Annotated in this window: 14 protein-coding genes, 1 pseudogene and 1 riboswitch; of the genes and pseudogenes, 10 read left to right on the top strand and 5 right to left on the bottom strand. The window is 36.3% G+C overall.

Translation table 11 applies throughout. The annotated features are described in order from the left end of the window. Positions 1 to 94: 94 nt before the first annotated feature. Together ACFQ18_RS03655 and ACFQ18_RS03660 are read right to left on the bottom strand one after the other, a co-directional pair. The gene (locus ACFQ18_RS03655) at positions 95 to 859 is read right to left on the bottom strand and encodes a polysaccharide deacetylase family protein (RefSeq protein ID WP_052771671.1); all 765 of its coding nucleotides are present in this window, start codon (positions 857 to 859) and stop codon (positions 95 to 97) included. Positions 860 to 1487: 628 nt separating this feature from the next. Beyond that, entirely contained in the window at positions 1488 to 1766 is a 279-nt protein-coding gene (locus tag ACFQ18_RS03660) for a DUF4282 domain-containing protein (RefSeq protein WP_204797771.1), read from the bottom strand. Positions 1767 to 2086: 320 nt separating this feature from the next. Further along, a riboswitch (TPP riboswitch) is annotated at positions 2087 to 2187 on the top strand. 143 nt (positions 2188 to 2330) lie between these two features. On the opposite strand from ACFQ18_RS03660, the gene ACFQ18_RS03665 reads away from it, so the two are divergent. The 3 genes from ACFQ18_RS03665 to ACFQ18_RS03675 all read left to right on the top strand — a co-directional run bounded on the left by ACFQ18_RS03665 (position 2331) and on the right by ACFQ18_RS03675 (position 6086). Further along, entirely contained in the window at positions 2331 to 3083 is a 753-nt protein-coding gene (locus ACFQ18_RS03665) for a 3-oxoacyl-ACP reductase (RefSeq protein ID WP_060668842.1), read from the top strand. A gap of 79 nt (positions 3084 to 3162) precedes the next feature. Beyond that, positions 3163 to 4470: an LLM class flavin-dependent oxidoreductase gene (locus ACFQ18_RS03670; protein WP_060668843.1), complete on the top strand. Its 1308-nt coding sequence runs from the start codon at positions 3163 to 3165 to the stop codon at positions 4468 to 4470. Positions 4471 to 4862: 392 nt separating this feature from the next. Further along, positions 4863 to 6086 (top strand): LysM peptidoglycan-binding domain-containing protein, encoded by a 1224-nt coding sequence (locus ACFQ18_RS03675; RefSeq protein WP_204797770.1) that lies wholly within the window; start codon positions 4863 to 4865, stop codon positions 6084 to 6086. Positions 6087 to 6803: 717 nt separating this feature from the next. Here the strand turns inward: ACFQ18_RS03675 and ACFQ18_RS03680 are convergent. Both ACFQ18_RS03680 and ACFQ18_RS03685 read right to left on the bottom strand, forming a co-directional pair. Beyond that, positions 6804 to 7268 carry a CBO0543 family protein gene (locus ACFQ18_RS03680; RefSeq protein ID WP_379565747.1) on the bottom strand — a complete coding sequence of 155 codons (465 nt, stop codon included), beginning with the start codon at positions 7266 to 7268 and terminating at the stop codon, positions 6804 to 6806. Beyond that, positions 7186 to 8328 (bottom strand): annotated as a pseudogene (locus tag ACFQ18_RS03685) (DUF2515 domain-containing protein). The gene ACFQ18_RS03680 and the pseudogene ACFQ18_RS03685 overlap by 83 nt, the downstream one beginning before the upstream one ends. A gap of 144 nt (positions 8329 to 8472) precedes the next feature. On the opposite strand from ACFQ18_RS03685, the gene shc reads away from it, so the two are divergent. Beyond that, positions 8473 to 10362, top strand: coding sequence for a squalene--hopene cyclase (gene shc, locus ACFQ18_RS03690; protein WP_204797769.1), 1890 nt, complete (start codon positions 8473 to 8475; stop codon positions 10360 to 10362). Positions 10363 to 10878: 516 nt separating this feature from the next. On the opposite strand, the gene ACFQ18_RS03695 is transcribed toward shc, so the two are convergent. Next, positions 10879 to 11808: a 1-phosphofructokinase family hexose kinase gene (locus ACFQ18_RS03695; protein WP_204797768.1), complete on the bottom strand. Its 930-nt coding sequence runs from the start codon at positions 11806 to 11808 to the stop codon at positions 10879 to 10881. Positions 11809 to 12035: 227 nt separating this feature from the next. Between ACFQ18_RS03695 and ACFQ18_RS03700 the strand changes: the two genes are divergently transcribed. The 6 genes from ACFQ18_RS03700 to lacD all read left to right on the top strand — a co-directional run bounded on the left by ACFQ18_RS03700 (position 12036) and on the right by lacD (position 17219). Further along, a complete protein-coding gene (locus ACFQ18_RS03700; RefSeq protein WP_204797767.1) occupies positions 12036 to 12800 on the top strand; it encodes a DeoR/GlpR family DNA-binding transcription regulator in 765 nt (254 codons plus the stop codon). Positions 12801 to 12813: 13 nt separating this feature from the next. Beyond that, complete coding sequence (locus ACFQ18_RS03705) at positions 12814 to 13260, top strand: PTS sugar transporter subunit IIA (protein WP_204797766.1); 447 nt, start codon at positions 12814 to 12816, stop codon at positions 13258 to 13260. Between the two features lie 19 nt (positions 13261 to 13279). Continuing rightward, positions 13280 to 13561 carry a PTS galactitol transporter subunit IIB gene (gene gatB, locus ACFQ18_RS03710; protein ID WP_204797765.1) on the top strand — a complete coding sequence of 94 codons (282 nt, stop codon included), beginning with the start codon at positions 13280 to 13282 and terminating at the stop codon, positions 13559 to 13561. A gap of 255 nt (positions 13562 to 13816) precedes the next feature. Next, entirely contained in the window at positions 13817 to 15163 is a 1347-nt protein-coding gene (locus ACFQ18_RS03715; protein ID WP_204797764.1) for a PTS galactitol transporter subunit IIC, read from the top strand. 19 nt (positions 15164 to 15182) lie between these two features. Then, positions 15183 to 16226 (top strand): galactitol-1-phosphate 5-dehydrogenase, encoded by a 1044-nt coding sequence (locus ACFQ18_RS03720; protein ID WP_204797763.1) that lies wholly within the window; start codon positions 15183 to 15185, stop codon positions 16224 to 16226. Positions 16227 to 16241: 15 nt separating this feature from the next. Further along, positions 16242 to 17219, top strand: a complete 978-nt coding sequence (gene lacD / locus ACFQ18_RS03725) for a tagatose-bisphosphate aldolase (protein ID WP_204797762.1) — start codon at positions 16242 to 16244, stop codon at positions 17217 to 17219. The last annotated feature ends 29 nt before the right edge of the window (positions 17220 to 17248 follow it).

Here is a 17248-nt window from a genome sequence, read left to right on the forward strand (position 1 = left end):
TCTAACAGGGAGAGGATCAGTAAGGAAAACTACATCTTGGCCCCCTGCTAAGATGAGCTAAATGGATCGGTGAATCTCTGCCACTGGTGCCCCCTTATTTTGCTTTACTAATATTCAATAATTCAGGAATTGTTACAAACTCTATTCCTTCTTGCTGTATACGTGGAATAATGTCATGTAAAGAATGGACAGTGCCTGATAAATCCATTGTCCAATCACCACCGTCATGCATCAGTACAATGGATCCGGGTTCCGTATTTGCTAAGACAATATCAGAAATAACAGTCGTACCCAATTGTCTCCAATCCAAAGAATCGACGTTCCAGAGAATGACAGAATACCCCATCTGCCTCATTAATTCGACAATCTCTCGGTTTAACGCACCATAAGGGGCACGAAATAATCGTGGACGGTATTCTATAATCTGTGCAAGTACTTCCTCTGTTGAAGTCACTTCCCAATGAACTCTTTCTAAACTTCCTTCTGTCAGATTAGGATGCCAATACGTATGATTACCAATGACGTGCCCTTCTGCATGCATTCTTCTCACGATATCGGAATGTTCAACTGCTCTAGCCCCCATCAGGAAAAAGGTAGCTTTGATTTTGTATTTATTAAGGACATTCAGCACTTGGGGGGTAAAGCGTATATCTGGACCATCATCAAAAGTTAAAGCTACTTTATTTTCGTTAAGGGATCCTCTTAAAACAACGGTGTTGGGATATTCCCTCTGTAAAATCGAATTCGCCACTAAATGAGGCTTTCTGCTTGTCATTTCCGCTCCTCCTACTGGTTGACTTTGCCCCATTTGCCTATCCCATTTACTCCGATACCATGAATTAAAATGATTCGTGTGCATATGAACCTCCATGTTTAAAAACTTGCCCATTTATCTTTACTATATGGTAAGTGTGTTTAAGGGGTTACGAAGGGGTAGAGGTGCTAATGTGTTGGATACCATCATGGAGTCCTTAATCAATATGTTAGCCCCCAATGCTTTAAGGCACTATGTTGTATATGACAATGTGATAAGGTGCACAAAGAGGAATTATGCGTGAGACTAGTGCGTATTTCTTCGGAAAAAAATATTAGAAAACAAGGAAACCACCCGACGCCGTAGGAAGCAAAAGGGTAGTCTCAGAGAAATAAACAACTTAGAAAAAATGTTTTATATTTATAAATTATAGAATAAATTGTCGATATTCCCCGGGAAATGAAATATTTCCTTGTAATCTTTCAGGGAATAATGGTGAATATGGGTGATTTTGTTCTTTTTCGCATTTTTTGATATAAATTTGTTTACGGGATCAAGTCTCCTACGTTTGATTCGTCTACCTCGACTACCGCTATAATAAAACCTTATAAAAAAAGGCCAACCAGTAATTTCTGGCTAACCTTTTAAAACAAACGTTTGATCATTCTTGAATAAGAGCTTTTAACAACTTACACGAGAATTTTAACGCTAACATCAAATATTCCATTTAAAATTAATTATCCTTTAAACCTAATTTCTCATTAATTTCTTGTATTGTTTCATGCATTTTAAAGAATAAAATTAATAATTCACAATAAACCCTTGTAAAGATAGGTCCTAATATGATAGTTAATATACCCATAAATATTTGGTAACCGCCACCGAAGTAAGAATCAAAACCAGCTATAATTTGAAGAAGTCCTAGAATGATAGAGAAGCCTACTCCAACCCAAAAAAGCACTTTAATGATTGTTGGTGTAATCATCTTATTAAAACTAATAAAATTTTTCATTTATTCACCTCCCTGTTTCGTAGTCCATCCATCATGAAATAAAATTCCTTTCATAAAAAACACTTCATTTTATTTCTATTTCGTTATAGGAAGTATTAGAACTGATGACTTTTTAAATTCTTTGATTTGCAAAGGGTAATTTTAGCATAAAAGTTTAAACTTAACAATGAAGCGCAGTTTGTTCCACTATGTATGCAACTAACTATAAATGAATGGGAAAAGGTACTGGAGTTATTTTTGAAGGGATGATAGAAATACTTAAACAGCCATATTCCCTTGACATAAATTTCTGAAGACTATAACATTGACTATAACTTAAATATATTCACTAGGGGTGTTATTTAACTGAGATGAGTATTTACTCAAACCCTTTGAACCTGAACTAGTTAAAACTAGCGTAGGAAAGTGTAAATTCTATTACATACTAAAAGGGTGATTATGCCTTTTTCTTAATATGTAGTTAATTCTTTTTACGCAACTTTTCTATGTGAAGGTTGCGTATTTTTTTATTTATCACTTTATTATTTAAGTTTCATCAAAATTAATAATATAGGAGTGGTTATGATGGGGAGAACAGTATTAGTAACAGGTGGTAGTAGAGGTTTAGGAGAGTCTATTGTAAAGACCTTAGCACAACAAGGATTTCAAGTGGTTATCAATTACTATAAAAGTCAGGATGCCGCTGAGAAGCTTGTTTCTGAGATTGGTGAAGAAAATGCTATTGCCATTCAGGCTGATGTAACCAATCGCACAGAAGTAGATACATTGATAAAAAAAGCAACGGAGTACTTTGGCCAAATAGATGTTGTTGTCAACAATGCATTAGTAGACTTTAAGTTTGATCCAAACAAACAGAAACCTTTCACAGAACTCACCTGGGTTGATTACCAAAAACAACTAAATGGTACGTTAAAAGCAGCATTTCATGTAGTTCAAAGCGTCATCCCTCAATTTATTGAACGACAAAATGGAAGTATTATAAGTATAGGTACTAATTTATATCAAAATCCTGTTGTACCTTACCATGAATATACAACAGCTAAAGCTGGATTAATAGGTTTTACACGTAATATCGCTTCTGAATTAGGACAATATGGTATAAAAGCGAATGTCGTTTCAGGGGGATTATTAAAAACGACTCATGCCAGTGCTGTTACAACACCGGAAGTATTTGATTTAATTGCTCAGTCGACGCCACTGAAGAAGGTGACCACACCTCAAGATGTAGCCAATATGGTCGCTTTTTTATCATCAGAAAATGCGCACGGTATTACAGGTCAAAATATCACAGTAGATGGCGGTTTGACAATGAACTAGTAGCTTAAATGACAATGGATAGTCTTTCAAAAACGGAGTATATAAGATAGTGAATAATAATTGTTTGGAGGTATGACAAATGCCAAAGATGAAAGAAAAACAACTACACTTAGGTGTCTTGCTGTATGGATGTGGGCACCATCAGGCTGCTTGGCAAATGCCTGACTCAAGCGTTGAACGTATTGGGGACATTTCATATTACCAATCCTTAGCACAGTTAGCGGAAAAAGGTTATTTTGACGCAGTATTCTTTGCTGATAATCAATCCTTTCCGGCTAAAGATTCTAGTGATATGCCAGCATTTTGGTTTGATCCAATAGTCAATTTAACAGCTATTTCTCAAGTGACAAAACATGTGGGATTAGTTTCAACCATTTCAAGTACTTTTTCTAATCCTTTCACAGCTTCACGACAATTATTAAGTTTAGACCATATTACAAAAGGACGTGTTGGTTGGAATCTCGTTACTTCTATGACTGATTTGGAGGCGTTAAATCATAGTATGGATGAACTGCCTCCTCATGACAAACGTTATGAGAAAGCAGATGAATTTGCTGCTTTAATGAATAAGTTATTCCTTTCATGGGACAGTAATGAGTTTGTACATAATCGAGCAGAAGGGAAATTGATCGATCCTTCAAACATTCAGCCATTTAATCACGCTGGTACTTATTTTAAGGTGTATGGCCCATCCACCACACCAAAAAGCCCCCAAGGCAAACCAGTATCAATGCAAGCGGGGGCATCTAAACAAGGTATTGCATTGGCGGCAAAATATGCCGATGCGGTTTATTCCGTATCGTGGAACTTGAAGCAGGCAAAAAGATTTCGTGAAAAATTAGATGAACAAGTTAGACAAAGTGGAGACAGTAATAGACATATTAAAGTATTTCCGGGCTTAGTAACCTATGTAGGTCGTACTCATGAAGAAGCCTTAGAAAAAAAAGCAGCATTAGATGAGCAATTACCTATTGAAACAGCTTTAAACCAGTTGAGTTTCTTTGTTCAACAAGACTGTTCGAATTGGGAAATGGATAAAGAAGTACCTCAACTACCTCCTGTAGAAGAATTTACTGGACCAATCGGACGTTACGAAACGATACTAGAAATTATTAATGATACCCGACCTACCGTAAGAGAATTATTAGGATATCTTAATGCGGGCGGTGGGCATCACACGCTGATAGGTACGCCCGAAGAAATTGTGGATCAGATGGAAGTCTGGCTTGAAGCTGGTGTGGCTGATGGATTTAATCTTATGCCTCCTACATTGCCTGGTAGTTTAGAAGACTTTGTTGAACTAATTGTTCCTGAAATGCAAAAAAGAGGTATTTTCAGAGAGAAATATGAAGGTCATACTTTCCGTGAACATTTAGGATTAACATAATTCGAATCATGTTCATGTAATGATCGTAACTATTGTCGCCTATCTAAACAAAAAGAAATAGCCACCCTGCCGTCAAGTAAGGTGAGCTATTTCTGCAAAAAACTTTACTAGGTCAGCCGCTCTGTACAAGGCATGTATGTTGCTTAGGTTTTGGCATGGACCTGGTTATTTGCATGAAGGATGATTGTCTTATAATCGTCGAGACACAAGAAGAGGGGAGACCCTCTTCTTGTGTCTATGAAATTATAAAATTAATAGAATCACAAGGATCACAGGGAAGGTCCCTTTGGCCCTGCAATCTAAACAAACCTTTGTAATACATTTGTCATATTTCTTTTGTAAATCTATGTTAAAATGAATAACATCTGGAAGAATATGGAGGGAGATTTAAGATGAAAAAGTTAGTAACTGCGATAACTGCAGGAATGCTTATCGCTAGTGTAACAGTAACTAACGTTTCAGCAGCAGAAGTTAAAGTACAAAAAGGTGATACGCTATGGGATATATCAAGAGAACATAACACTACAGTAAAGAAATTAATGGATATAAATAAGTTGACGTCAACTATTATCTATCCGAATCAACTATTATTCATAAACGAACAATATATAGTACAAAAAGGGGACACATTATCCAGGATCGCTAATCAATTTGATGTAACGGTCAAGGATATAAAATCCCTGAACAATCTCACATCAGATCTTATCTTTATTGGTCAAGTGCTTGACATTCCAACTATATCTACCACGGATGATGCTGTCTCGGAGGAAACAGTTACAGCGCCAGCAAAAGAAGTTGCGACTGAAAGCATATCAACAGAAGAAGTTCAGGATGTCGAGGCTCAAGAACCAGAAAAGTTTGAGGCACCGGAACCAGTAACAGAACCAGAAGAAGAAGTTGAGGCACCGGAACCAGTAACAGAACCGGAAGAAGAAGTTGAGGCACCGGAACCAGCAACAGAGCCAGAAGAAGAAGTTGAGGCACCGGAACCAGCAACAGAACCAGAAGAAGAAGTTGAGGCACCGGAACCAGCAACAGAACCGGAAGAAGAAGTTGAGGCACCGGAACCAGCAACAGAACCAGAAGAAGAAGCTGAGGCTCAAGAACCAGTAACAGAACCAGAAGAAGAAGTCGAAGCTCAAGAACCAGCAACAGAACCAGAAGAAGAAGTTGAGGCACCGGAACCAGCAACAGAACCAGAAGAAGTTGAGGCTCAAGAGCCAGTCAGCCAAGAGGCATCTCAAGCAGATAAAAAAGTAGTTGTAGAAGCGGATGAAAAAGCAGAATCTACTAAATCAGAAGGTAATTCCGAAGACGATGCAGAACTTAATGTAATTCAAGCAACTGCTACTGCATATACGGCTAATTGTGATGGTTGCTCAGGTATCACGTCTACTGGTGTAGATTTGAATGCAAATCCAAATGCGAAAGTAATAGCTGTGGATCCATCTGTTATTCCATTAGGATCTAAAGTATATGTCGATGGCTATGGTTATGCAGTTGCTGCCGATACTGGCGGAAGCATTAAAGGGAATAAAATTGATGTTCATGTTCCAACAAAGGCCGAAGCATATAAATGGGGAAATAGAACAGTTAATGTTACCATTTTAAAATAATGAATACTAATTTGAAGACAAAAAAAGGGAACCATGGGGGACAGACCCCTTATCTCACTAGACAAATTTCATAAACCAAAAATAAAAGGAAGTACTCCGTAAGTAATAAGCGAGTACTTCCTTTTAAAGTTAAACGAACCTTTGGTATAAAACATTGACTATAACAATTGTCGTCCATATAAACAAAAAGAAATAGCCCCCTCTGCCCTACCAAGGAAAGATGACTATTTCATAGTCCTTTAAATTGGTTAGCCGCTATTTTGCGGCATGTATGTTGCACCGACTGGGCGTTAGTGCGTCCAGTCTCTTTTATTTTACGCTGTTTCTATATTCATTATAAATCAAAACTAAATGTTGTTGCAAACGAAACTTTAGGTTCTTCAAACTCAATTAAGTCATTTGTATCCTTTAATAATTCGCTAATTTTTGATATAATTGTATTCATGAAAAGGCCTCTTTCTAATGTATTTGCCGGGAAGCATACATTTATGATAGAGCGCCTTTTCTTTTTTTCTAGAATTTTGCTTCAAATCCCCGAGAACTATTTTACACATAGTTTAGGCCAAAGAGTCAGACTTCTTCCTTTTTATTTTGCTGTCAGATTCCCACTACGTTAATCTGGTAAAATGCCCCAATCTTTGCAGCACATTTAACTTTTAGTAATCTAATGCAACCGTGGATCTTCCCTCCATGGGATGCGGGGACTGTCCACCTTACTCATGGCTCATGGTCGCTTTCAAACCATTTATAAAACATCCAAATAACGATAAGAAAAAGAAAGTAACCAACTAGAGAAAATTCATGTTTCCAATCCATAGAATGAATAAATAAGCCTAATCGTTCTGCAGTTTGTTCTGCTATGTATGCAACTAAACTGCAAATGAATAGGAAAAGATACCTAAGTAATTTATGTAACCTTTTTAATACAAAAATAATAATTAGGGAAAATAACGGCAGGATACAAAGCGTGAATAAGATATTAATGGTAAATATTTCTGAAAAGGGACGGCTTGGGAAAGAATACAGACCTGCCCCTACAAGCAAGAGATCTAAATATGTTCCAATAAGTGAGGCCAAAATAATGGTAGATACATAGCTTTTAATTCTTTGACTTCTTCGGTAATAAGGCCTCTTTCGCGAGGATTGAGAATTCGATTGTCTCCAGTGTTTTACAATATTCATGATAAATAGCTCCATTTCCTTTAGACATATCTTTTTTTAAATAATGAATGACTTTCCAATCCGAATACCAGTCCTCTTTCTCTGCTTCTTTCTATTCCACATTACTCCATGCGAATTTTAATATGGGACTATATAGTTTTGGGGCGCCGGACTTGATGCGACAGTCTTTTATTCTTCGCTGGTAAGGACCCCAGGGGACGGATTCATCGATATCGTTAAATACATGCGGCCAAAAATCTTTCCTTGAGCCTGTGTGGGGGTGTTGGATTGCCCACGTATAAATAGATAGATAGTTTTCTGTATCATAAAGTAATTGATATAAACGTTTTCCTAACAAAATCCGGTCATGCAAAGAGGCGAATTGGTGAATGGTTTGCCCGATTATTTTTCCATCAAGGGTTGGAAAGATAATTTGGTTTAAATCCAATAACTCCTGCAGTTTAAATTCCAGTGTTTGCAATACAGTAGATTGATAATAAGGATTCTGAATGACTCTCTTTTCCAAATAGCTTTGTTCATTGACAATAAGTGCGACGGTCAAGAGGTATCGATCTTTGTTTTGGTAGAAGTAATTCCAAATGACTCTCATGAAATAGGAGACATGAAACAATGGCAAAAGGTAAAAAAGATTGGTGTTTCTTTTTACACTTTCTTCATAAAGTAGTAATTGCGGATAAATGTCCTGAAAGATTAACCAATTGCCTCGCTCCAAAAAAGTGAAAAACTCTTTCTGTTCGCCCCTGGATAAAACCCTAGATAATAGACTTCCTTTTAAATCGGTCATGTTCCATCCGCCATTTCGAGAAACCATATGACCTAGAAATGCCCAGTGTATTTCAGGGTGCTTTTTATAAAAATCCAAGTAGGCATTCGTTCTTGTCACATTATTTACATTTCCTTTTTTCGTTTCACGATGAATGTATTTGATTAAATTATATTCCGTAGCATTTAATTGATTTTCATGAATGGTGGGCCTTGACTTCTTTGTTAATTCCTTTTTAATGGCTGTTAGTTCTGGTGGGATTTTTTGACTGGCCCATTTCTTTTTTAAACATTGCATGAGGGAGTATCACTCCTTTCCCAATTATTTTATGGATGTGTATGGGAATAAATGATGAAAAGATAAAAGTGTGTGTTCAAGGTTATTTGGAATTTTTACCGTGGAGATGGAATAAAATGATATAGCTGTTTTGGGGGTGTAATTGTGAAAAGTCAAATAACGGATGAAATCAATCGAATCGTCGAGGTATTGAGAAATGATCAATCCTCTGATGGGTCCTGGGATTATCCTTTTGAAACAGGCATTTATACGGATGCCTATATGATTATTTTACTGCGTACATTAGAAATAAATGATGAAAAGCTCATTCAAGATTTAGTCGAAAGAATCCTTAGCAGGCAGGAGAAAAATGGGTCTTGGAAACTTTTTTATGATGAGAAAAACGGAAATTTATCTGCTACCGTTGAAGCCTATTATGCACTTTTATATTCTGGTTACCGAGATAAGGAGGATAAAGAATTAGTAGCTGCAAGGAGGTGCATTTTAGCATGGGGCGGGATTGGGAAAAGTCATATGCTTACTAAAATCATGCTTGCTCTAACTGGTCAATATAAATGGCCTGCGTTTTTTCCTATTCCAGTCGAATTTATCCTTTTGCCAGTATCTTTCCCGATTAACTTCTTTGATTTTTCCGTTTATGGAAGAACAAACATAGCTCCGTTGTTAATACTAGCCGATCAAAAATTCACGATGAAAACAAAAAGAAGCCCCGATCTTTCTCATTTGTTCCTTTCAAGGGGAGATGCGGAAAATGACGAATTCTTCCTCATTCGTTCCGGGGAGTGGCGTTCTTTTTATTTCTTTATTCAACAAGGAATCAAACATATCATCGGGCTTCCCGCACACATTCATTCACTAGCCATCCAACAAACGAAAAAATATATCTTAGATCGGATTGAACCGGATGGGACCTTATATAATTATTTCAGTTCCACCTTTTTAATGATCTTTTCGTTATTAGCCCTCAGGCATCCTAAAAATGATCCCATTATCACAAAAGCAGTAAAGGGATTAAAAGGCATGGCCTGTCAGATTGATGGTCATACGCATATGCAATACACCACGGCTAACGTCTGGAATACTTCCTTAATCAATGATGCCCTGCAACGTGCTGGTATTCCTTGGGATGATCCAATGATTCAACAAGCCAATAACTACTTACTTTCTCGACAACATTCCCGTTATGGAGACTGGGTAATTCATAATCCATCCGGTTTACCAGGTGGATGGGGATTTTCTGATCGGAACACCATGAACCCGGATATAGACGATACAACTGCTTCCTTACGATCTATTACTCATTTGTTGCGGAATGAGCCCATTTATCGCCAGGCTTGGGACAGAGGAATTAACTGGGTTTTTTCTATGCAGAATCAAGACGGTGGCTGGGCTGCTTTTGAAAAAAATGTGGATAAAGAGATTGTGAAGTTTATCCCGATTGAAGGGGCTAAATATTTATTAACGGATCCTTCTAGCGCAGATTTGACAGGAAGGACCCTGGAGTTTTACGGGAACTTCACCAACTTGTCCAAAAATCATATCGCCATAAAAAATGGAGTGAATTGGCTAATTCGCCATCAAGAAATGGATGGTTCCTGGTATGGAAGATGGGGAATTTGCTATATATATGGAACATGGGCTTCTATAACCGGTATGATTGCAACCGGTGTGAATCCAGGGCATGCTTCCGTTCGGCAATCACTAAAATGGTTAAAAAGCATTCAGAACCCGGATGGAGGGTGGGGGGAATCTTGTTATAGTGATATCAATCAAACTTATACCCCACTTGAAAGTAGCACATTAACACATACTGCCTGGGCATTGGATGCGCTCATTGCGGCATCCGACAATGTCACACCGGAGATAAAGAAGGGGGTAAAGTTTTTACTAGACAATTCTCATAAAAAGGATTGGACCTTATCCTATCCAAAAGGGCAAGGAATGGCAGGTGGGTTTTATATTCATTACCATAGTTACCAATATATTTTTCCTCTGTTGGCCTTGAGTCATTATCGGAATAAGTTTTTAGGATGAAGGGGAGGGAGGCGTGATGCTACAGGAGCATATCAAAACAAATGTTAGAAGAGGGTTATTATTTCCTTGCAGTAAGTTAATAAAAAAGGTGCAATCTTATATGTTTTTATAATCTTGCACCTTTTTTATTGGAAATAGATTAATAGCGACGACATTTTATTCACCATCCTCTTCATCCAAAAGACTGTCTATTTCTTCTTCGGATGGAAGTGCTTCTCTTAAAAGGCACATGACATTTCGGGAAAGAAGGGGAGAGGATGATGTGCATACAACTGTTAGGCTCGCCAACGGGATACCAACACCCCCGTCACCCTTCGAACATACCTTGGAAAGCAAGAACCAGTCATTATTCAAAAAAATGTTTTATTTTTATCCAGCGACAGGATTAACAACAGTTGTTATGAAAGAAAGACTTTCAGTATCGTATAAGGAATCTACTACCATATAAATGCTTAGATGCAGTGATAGGGAAAAAAGTAAGCGCTAGGATAAAGTTTCCAAGCGCTATTGATACTTTTATAATTTTTCCAAACATACCGTATGATAAACTTTGTTAACATCTTCTTGATTCACTTCTGGGTACCAATTTAAGCAATTTGCAGTAGAGTAAGCTATGGCAAGCTTTAAGGTTTCTTCATGGTTAAGATTGCTTTCAATACAATGCGTTAAAATTCCTAAAAAAAAGTCTCCAGAAGCTATTGGGTTTTTTGCTTTAATTTCATTTGCCTTTGCAAAAAATAATTGATCCTCCATTTTAGCAATAACGCCTTTTGCTCCCAACGTTACAATAAAATACGGGATGTGGTCAATTTTTCTTATTAATTGAATATAATCCTCTTTCGTACTCAATGTTTCATTTGGAAATAAATCCATAATTTCCTCGTCATTAATCTTTATGACGTAAGGATTGGATTTGTATGCTTCTACAAGAGGCCTACCACTTGTATCAACGAAAATTTTAACATTCTCTTTATCTATTTTTTGGGTAATTTGAACAATATAATCATCTGGCATTCCCTTCATTAAGGAACCAGAAAATACTACCGTATCATTGTCCTGGACTGTGGAGACGATTTGAGCACTGAAATCCTTTAAAATGTCATCACTTAGTTGAAGGCCCTTTTCGTAAACAGGATAGATAGTACTTTTTTCCGTATCAACAAGAATATTGCATAATCTTGTGTTTTGTTTAACGGCCGTATCGATAATTTGATATTGTTTTCCCTCGGCTAATTGCTTTAAATATTCCCCATTATGCCCGCCGATTATGGTGTGAATAGCAACTTTAGCATTTGGGTTTTCTCGTTTAAGGGCATAGGCTACATTGAAACTTTTCCCACCAGGAAATTCTTTGACCTCATAGGGGCGATTAGGTATTGCAGAACTAAAATTCTTTATTAAAAGCGTTCGATCGATAGCTGGATTTGGACAAATTAAATGTATCATTAAAATCACTCCTTTTTCCCATAATACAAAATGCAAAAGAAAAAAACAATATCACTTATGAAATATGCAAACGAAAACAAAGTGAAAACGTTAATAAAACCAAGTTTGTGGAGATAATGCCAAATTTTTGACAAGAAATGCAAAAATATTCGCCAAAAAGTATTGCGTTTTCATTTTTTTTGGGTTAATATTAATTTAACGCTTACAAGAAAGGTTGTGGTAAGACGTTGAACTCGGAACAAAGGAAATCTCAAATCCTTGAGATCCTGAATAAAAATAAATCGGTAAAAATACTAGCATTAAGCAAGAAACTTAAGGTTACAAGGGAAACTATACGTAAGGATTTATATGAATTAGAAGAAGAAGGCTTAATAAAAAAGGTACATGGTGGTGCTGTATTAGATACCCCAAACCAGGAATCAAATTATGAACGGCGGAAAACAAAAAATGAGTTTGCAAAACGTAAAATTGCAAAAGAGGCTGCGAAGTATGTAGAGAATGGTGACATTATCTATCTTGATTATGGTACAACAACCTACATGTTGGCTGAAGAACTATTGCATTTAAAAGATATTACCGTTGTAACCAATACGATACCAATAATTAATCTTCTTATTCATCGTGAATCTATTAATCTTGTGATTTTAGGCGGAGTGGTAAGGAAAAATGAAGGTTCTCTTTATGGGCCTTTTGCAACTAATAATATTGAAGATATTTTTGTAGATATTGGTTTTTTCGGTTGTGGTGGAATCGATACAATAAGCGGAGTTACCAATCATCATATTGGAGAAACAGAAATTTCAAAGCGTATGTTGAAACATTGCCAAAATAAAATAGTGGTTGCAGATAATAGTAAATTTGGAGCCACAGCATTTAATTCAGTCGCCAAGTTTTCTGATTTAGACATTATTATTACAGATAAAGTAATTGATGAGGGAATTCAATCAAATGTATTAAAAAATAATGTAAAACTTGTGATAGCGGATTCTTAGAGGGGGACAGACAGTGATTGATTTAAAGTATATTAAAAAAGATATACAAGTGAACAGTAAAGAGGAATTGTTGGAAACTTTAGGTAATGAATTAATTCAAAATAATATTGTTAAAGAAGGTTTTGTGGAAGCGCTAAAAACAAGGGAAGGTGAATTTCCAACAGGGCTACCAGTAAATCCTGGTGTGGCAATTCCACATACAGATGGAAAGTTAGTAAATGAAGACCGACTCGTCTTTGCTACATTAAAAGAACCTGTTTCATTTAATGAAATGGGAGGGAGTGAGGAAGATTTAGTTGATGTTCAAGTTGTCATTATGTTAGCGATTGGCGATGGACAACAGCATTTAACAACATTACAGAAATTAATAGAATCCATCCAAAAAGAAGGATTCATTCAAGGTCTCATTGACAGTGAAAATACAGAACAAATGAAAGAAATTATTGAGCAAAATCTATAATTTTTAGGAGGAATTCAAAATGAAAAAGAATGTAATTGTAGCATGTGGTGGAGCAGTAGCAACTTCAACGGTAGCAGCAGAAAAAATTAGAGAATTACTTAAAAGAGAAGGAATCGATGCAGATGTTTCTCAGTATAGAGTGAATGAATTGGAATCGAAAAAAGATAATGCCGATTTAATCGTAACAACAGCTAGAGTAACAAAAGACCTTGGAGTACCAGTTATTCATGGTGTTGCATTTATTTCAGGTATTGGTGTAGAGAAAACGGAACAACAAATTTTAGATGTTTTAAGGAAATAAGGTAAAAAATTTATCCCACCTAAATGGGCAGTAAGGCTTCCACCCCCAAGCTTTTTTGGGAAACAAAGAAGGTAGGAGATCAACTGCCTGTATAGGAAGATAAATAGGGGATGAAGGAATCCATCCCCACTGTTATCCAAATAAAGAAAAAAGCTGGCTATTTTAGTACTAAAATAGCCTAGCCACAATAAAAAAATATACTTACTACCATTATATACAAAAAGAAAAATTTCATCAAGAAATGAGGAGAACTACATGGCAGTCATACAATATATTGTTGATTTAGGTGCAAGTGTAATGTTGCCGATTGTCATATTCATTATTGGATTGTTATTAAGACAAGGGGTAGGTAAATCTCTACGTTCGGGTATAACGATAGGTATTGGTTTTATTGGTATTGGTTTAGTTGTAGATTTGTTAAATCAAAATTTAGGACCTGCAGCACAATCCATGGCGGATAATTTTAATTTAGGTCTATCTGTAGTTGACTTAGGTTGGCCTGGTACAGCCCCAATGGCTTGGGCATCTTCCATGGGACTAATTGCAATCCCGATTGCGATTGCGGTTAATATCATCATGATATTATTACGTATGACAAAAGTTGTAAACGTCGATATTTGGAACATTTGGCATATGGCATTTACTGGAGCGATTGTGTATGTTGCAACAGGAAATTTTGCTCTTGGTATTGTTGGTGTAATTGTACATGCGATTATCGCTTATAAACTTGGGGACATGTTTGGACAAGTTACAGATAAATACTTTGGATTAGAAGGAATTGCTATACCACATGGTACCTCATCATACATGGGTGTGTTCGCAACTCCTATAAATGATTTATTAGATCGTATTCCTGGAATTAACAAAATTAATATTGACGGTGAAAAAATTGAACAAAAAATGGGGCCATTTGGAGAACCAACAATTATTGGAGCCATCCTTGGTTTTATTATTGGTTTACTTGCCGGATATGAAGTTGGACAAGCATTACAATTAGCTATTCAAATGGCCGCAGTAATGGTATTAATGCCGATGGTTGTTAAACTTATCATGCAAGGTTTATTGCCAATATCAGATGCAGCCAAGAAAATGCTTGATAAACGCTTTAGTGGCAGTAACTTTAGAATTGGTTTAGACCCGGCTCTATTATTAGGTGACTCTCAAGTAATTTCAGCAAGTTTATTGTTTGTTCCATTAACCATTGTAATTGCAGCACTTGTACCAGGTAACCAAGTATTACCTTTTGGTGACTTAGCTACAATTGGTTTCTTCGTGGCAATGGCTGTAGCGATCCATAAAGGTAACTTGTTTAGAACTTTAATTTCTGGGTCTGTTATCATGTTTGTTACCATTTGGATTTCTAACCAAATGATTAATGTACAAACGAAATTGGGTCAAAATGTCGGATTAGTAGATGAGGGAGATCGTGTATCTTCCCTAGACCAAGCTGGTAGTCCAATTACTTATTTATTAACAAAAGGACTATCTGTAGAAATGGGAATAGGCTTCTCCATAATCCTAGTAGTCTATGTATTTTGCTTCTGGTATACATTTAGAAAATATAAAAAGCAAACCCTTTATGTAGAAGACGATCAAGAATAAACAGTAGGAAGTGAAACAATTGAAGGCACTTAATGTAGTTGACGTAGAAAAATTTAACTTAGTCGAAGTCGATAAACCAGTGGCTGAAAAAGGAAAAGTAGTTATAAAAGTTGGCTACTGCGGAATTTGTGGATCAGATATTCCAAGGTACTTTAACGGAGGAGTTCATTCTTTCCCACAAATATTAGGACATGAGTTTTCTGGTATAGTAGACGAAGTTGGTGAAGATGTTACAAAACTAAAGGTTGGAGATAGGGTAGCTGTAGCACCACTTGTACCATGTGGTGAATGTGAGTTTTGCCAACAAGGTGAACCTGCTTTGTGTAAAAAGTATAGCTTTATTGGTTCTAGAGAAGACGGTGCAATGGCAGAATATGTTGCTGCACCAGAAATTAACTGCTTTAAAATCCCTAATGAACTTTCTTTAAAAGAAGCAGCATTAGTAGAACCATTAACGGTTGCAATACATGGTGTTGATCGTGTAAATGTTCATGCGGGAGCAACTGTTTTAGTGCTTGGAGCAGGAACAATTGGTCTTCTAACATTACTGACATTACGTGCTAAAGGAGCAGGTAAAATTATCGTTGTTGATCTAAACGAGGAAAAACTTCAATTAGCAAAAGAGATTGGTGCAGATGTAATAATTAATCCACTTAAAGATTCAATGGATCAATATTTTGAGACTAATGAACAACCGGAAATCGTTTATGAAACAGCGGGTAGCAATATTACACAAGTCCAAGCTATTGAATATGTAGCGAAACGTGGAAAGGTTGTTTATATTGGTACGTGTAAAAAAGACATTACATTTAAACCTGAAGTCTTTGAAAAAATTCTTCGTGGTGAATTAGAAATAAGAGGTTCTTGGATGTCTTACAGTAGTCCTTTCCCAGGATATGAATGGCAAGCAGCACTTCGATATATGGCAACAAAAGAAATCGATGTTACCCCACTAATTACTGGAGAGTTCGAACTGGAAGATAAGGAAATTCCTTTCAATAAAATGATTGAAAAGGACTCACATCATGTTAAGTTACTTTATAAAATATCACCTGAAAATTAAGTTGGAGGTACCTTTATGATTACAATTAGTCAAAAAAAATATGAAGCATTAAAACGTTTATCAAATGAAGATGGAATTATTGGAGCTTTGGCAATTGACCAACGCGGTTCATTGAAAAAAATGATTGCTTCTGAGGATGAAAATGCAATTGTTAATTTTAAAGAAGTTGTTTCTGAAGAATTAACTCCTTATTCTACATCTATTTTACTTGACCCTGAATATGGACTTCCTGCTTCAAGAAAACGAGATAAAGATGCTGGCTTACTTGTTGCCTATGAAAAAACTGGATATGACGTAACAGAACCAGGAAGATTGCCTGATTTATTAGAAGAATGGTCTGTGCAACGTTTGAAAGAACAAGGTGCTGATGCTGTTAAATTCTTATTATATTATGATGTTGATGAAGATGATAAGATCAATGAATTTAAGCATGTGTATATGGAAAGAGTAGGTTCAGAATGCCTTGCTGAGGATATTCCATTCTTTTTGGAAATTGTAACTTATGATGCTAAAAATGACGATGTAAAAGGAAAAGACTATGCAAAGGTAAAACCGTCTAAAGTAATTAAAGCGATGAAGGAATTTTCGAAACCCCAATATCATGTCGATGTATTAAAGGTAGAAGTTCCTGTTAATATGAACTTTGTAGAAGGCTTTTCTAGCGATGAAGTTGTTTATACACGTGAAGAAGCACTTCAATATTTTAAAGAACAAAGTGAGGCAACTGATGTTCCATTTATTTTCTTAAGTGCTGGAGTCTCTGCTAAATTGTTCCAAGAAACAATTGTATTTGCAAAAGAAGCGGGATCTACATTTAATGGTGTACTATGTGGGCGTGCAACTTGGAAAAATGGTGTAAGTGTCTTTGCTGAAGAAGGTGAAGCGGCTTGTAGAGATTGGATGAGATCAGAAGGTAGAAATAATATTGAAGATCTTAATAAAGTTTTATATGAATCAGCTAGCTCTTGGAAAGATAAAGTAGCTGTTAAATAATGAGGTATTTATTTCTTTCAAGAACCACC

The organism is Oceanobacillus caeni, assembly GCF_042678465.1.
GTDB lineage: Bacteria > Bacillota > Bacilli > Bacillales > Amphibacillaceae > Oceanobacillus > Oceanobacillus caeni.

Excerpts from the sequence above, each read along its gene's own strand:
- ACFQ18_RS03655 (WP_052771671.1), bottom strand. The coding sequence starts at position 859 with ATGCACACGAATCATTTTAATTCATGGTATCGGAGTAAATGGGATAGG.
- ACFQ18_RS03660 (WP_204797771.1), bottom strand. The coding sequence starts at position 1,766 with ATGAAAAATTTTATTAGTTTTAATAAGATGATTACACCAACAATCATT.
- ACFQ18_RS03665 (WP_060668842.1), top strand. The coding sequence starts at position 2,331 with ATGGGGAGAACAGTATTAGTAACAGGTGGTAGTAGAGGTTTAGGAGAG.
- ACFQ18_RS03670 (WP_060668843.1), top strand. The coding sequence starts at position 3,163 with ATGCCAAAGATGAAAGAAAAACAACTACACTTAGGTGTCTTGCTGTAT.
- ACFQ18_RS03675 (WP_204797770.1), top strand. The coding sequence starts at position 4,863 with ATGAAAAAGTTAGTAACTGCGATAACTGCAGGAATGCTTATCGCTAGT.
- ACFQ18_RS03680 (WP_379565747.1), bottom strand. The coding sequence starts at position 7,268 with ATGAATATTGTAAAACACTGGAGACAATCGAATTCTCAATCCTCGCGA.
- ACFQ18_RS03695 (WP_204797768.1), bottom strand. The coding sequence starts at position 11,808 with ATGATACATTTAATTTGTCCAAATCCAGCTATCGATCGAACGCTTTTA.
- gatB (WP_204797765.1), top strand. The coding sequence starts at position 13,280 with ATGAAAAAGAATGTAATTGTAGCATGTGGTGGAGCAGTAGCAACTTCA.
- ACFQ18_RS03715 (WP_204797764.1), top strand. The coding sequence starts at position 13,817 with ATGGCAGTCATACAATATATTGTTGATTTAGGTGCAAGTGTAATGTTG.
- lacD (WP_204797762.1), top strand. The coding sequence starts at position 16,242 with ATGATTACAATTAGTCAAAAAAAATATGAAGCATTAAAACGTTTATCA.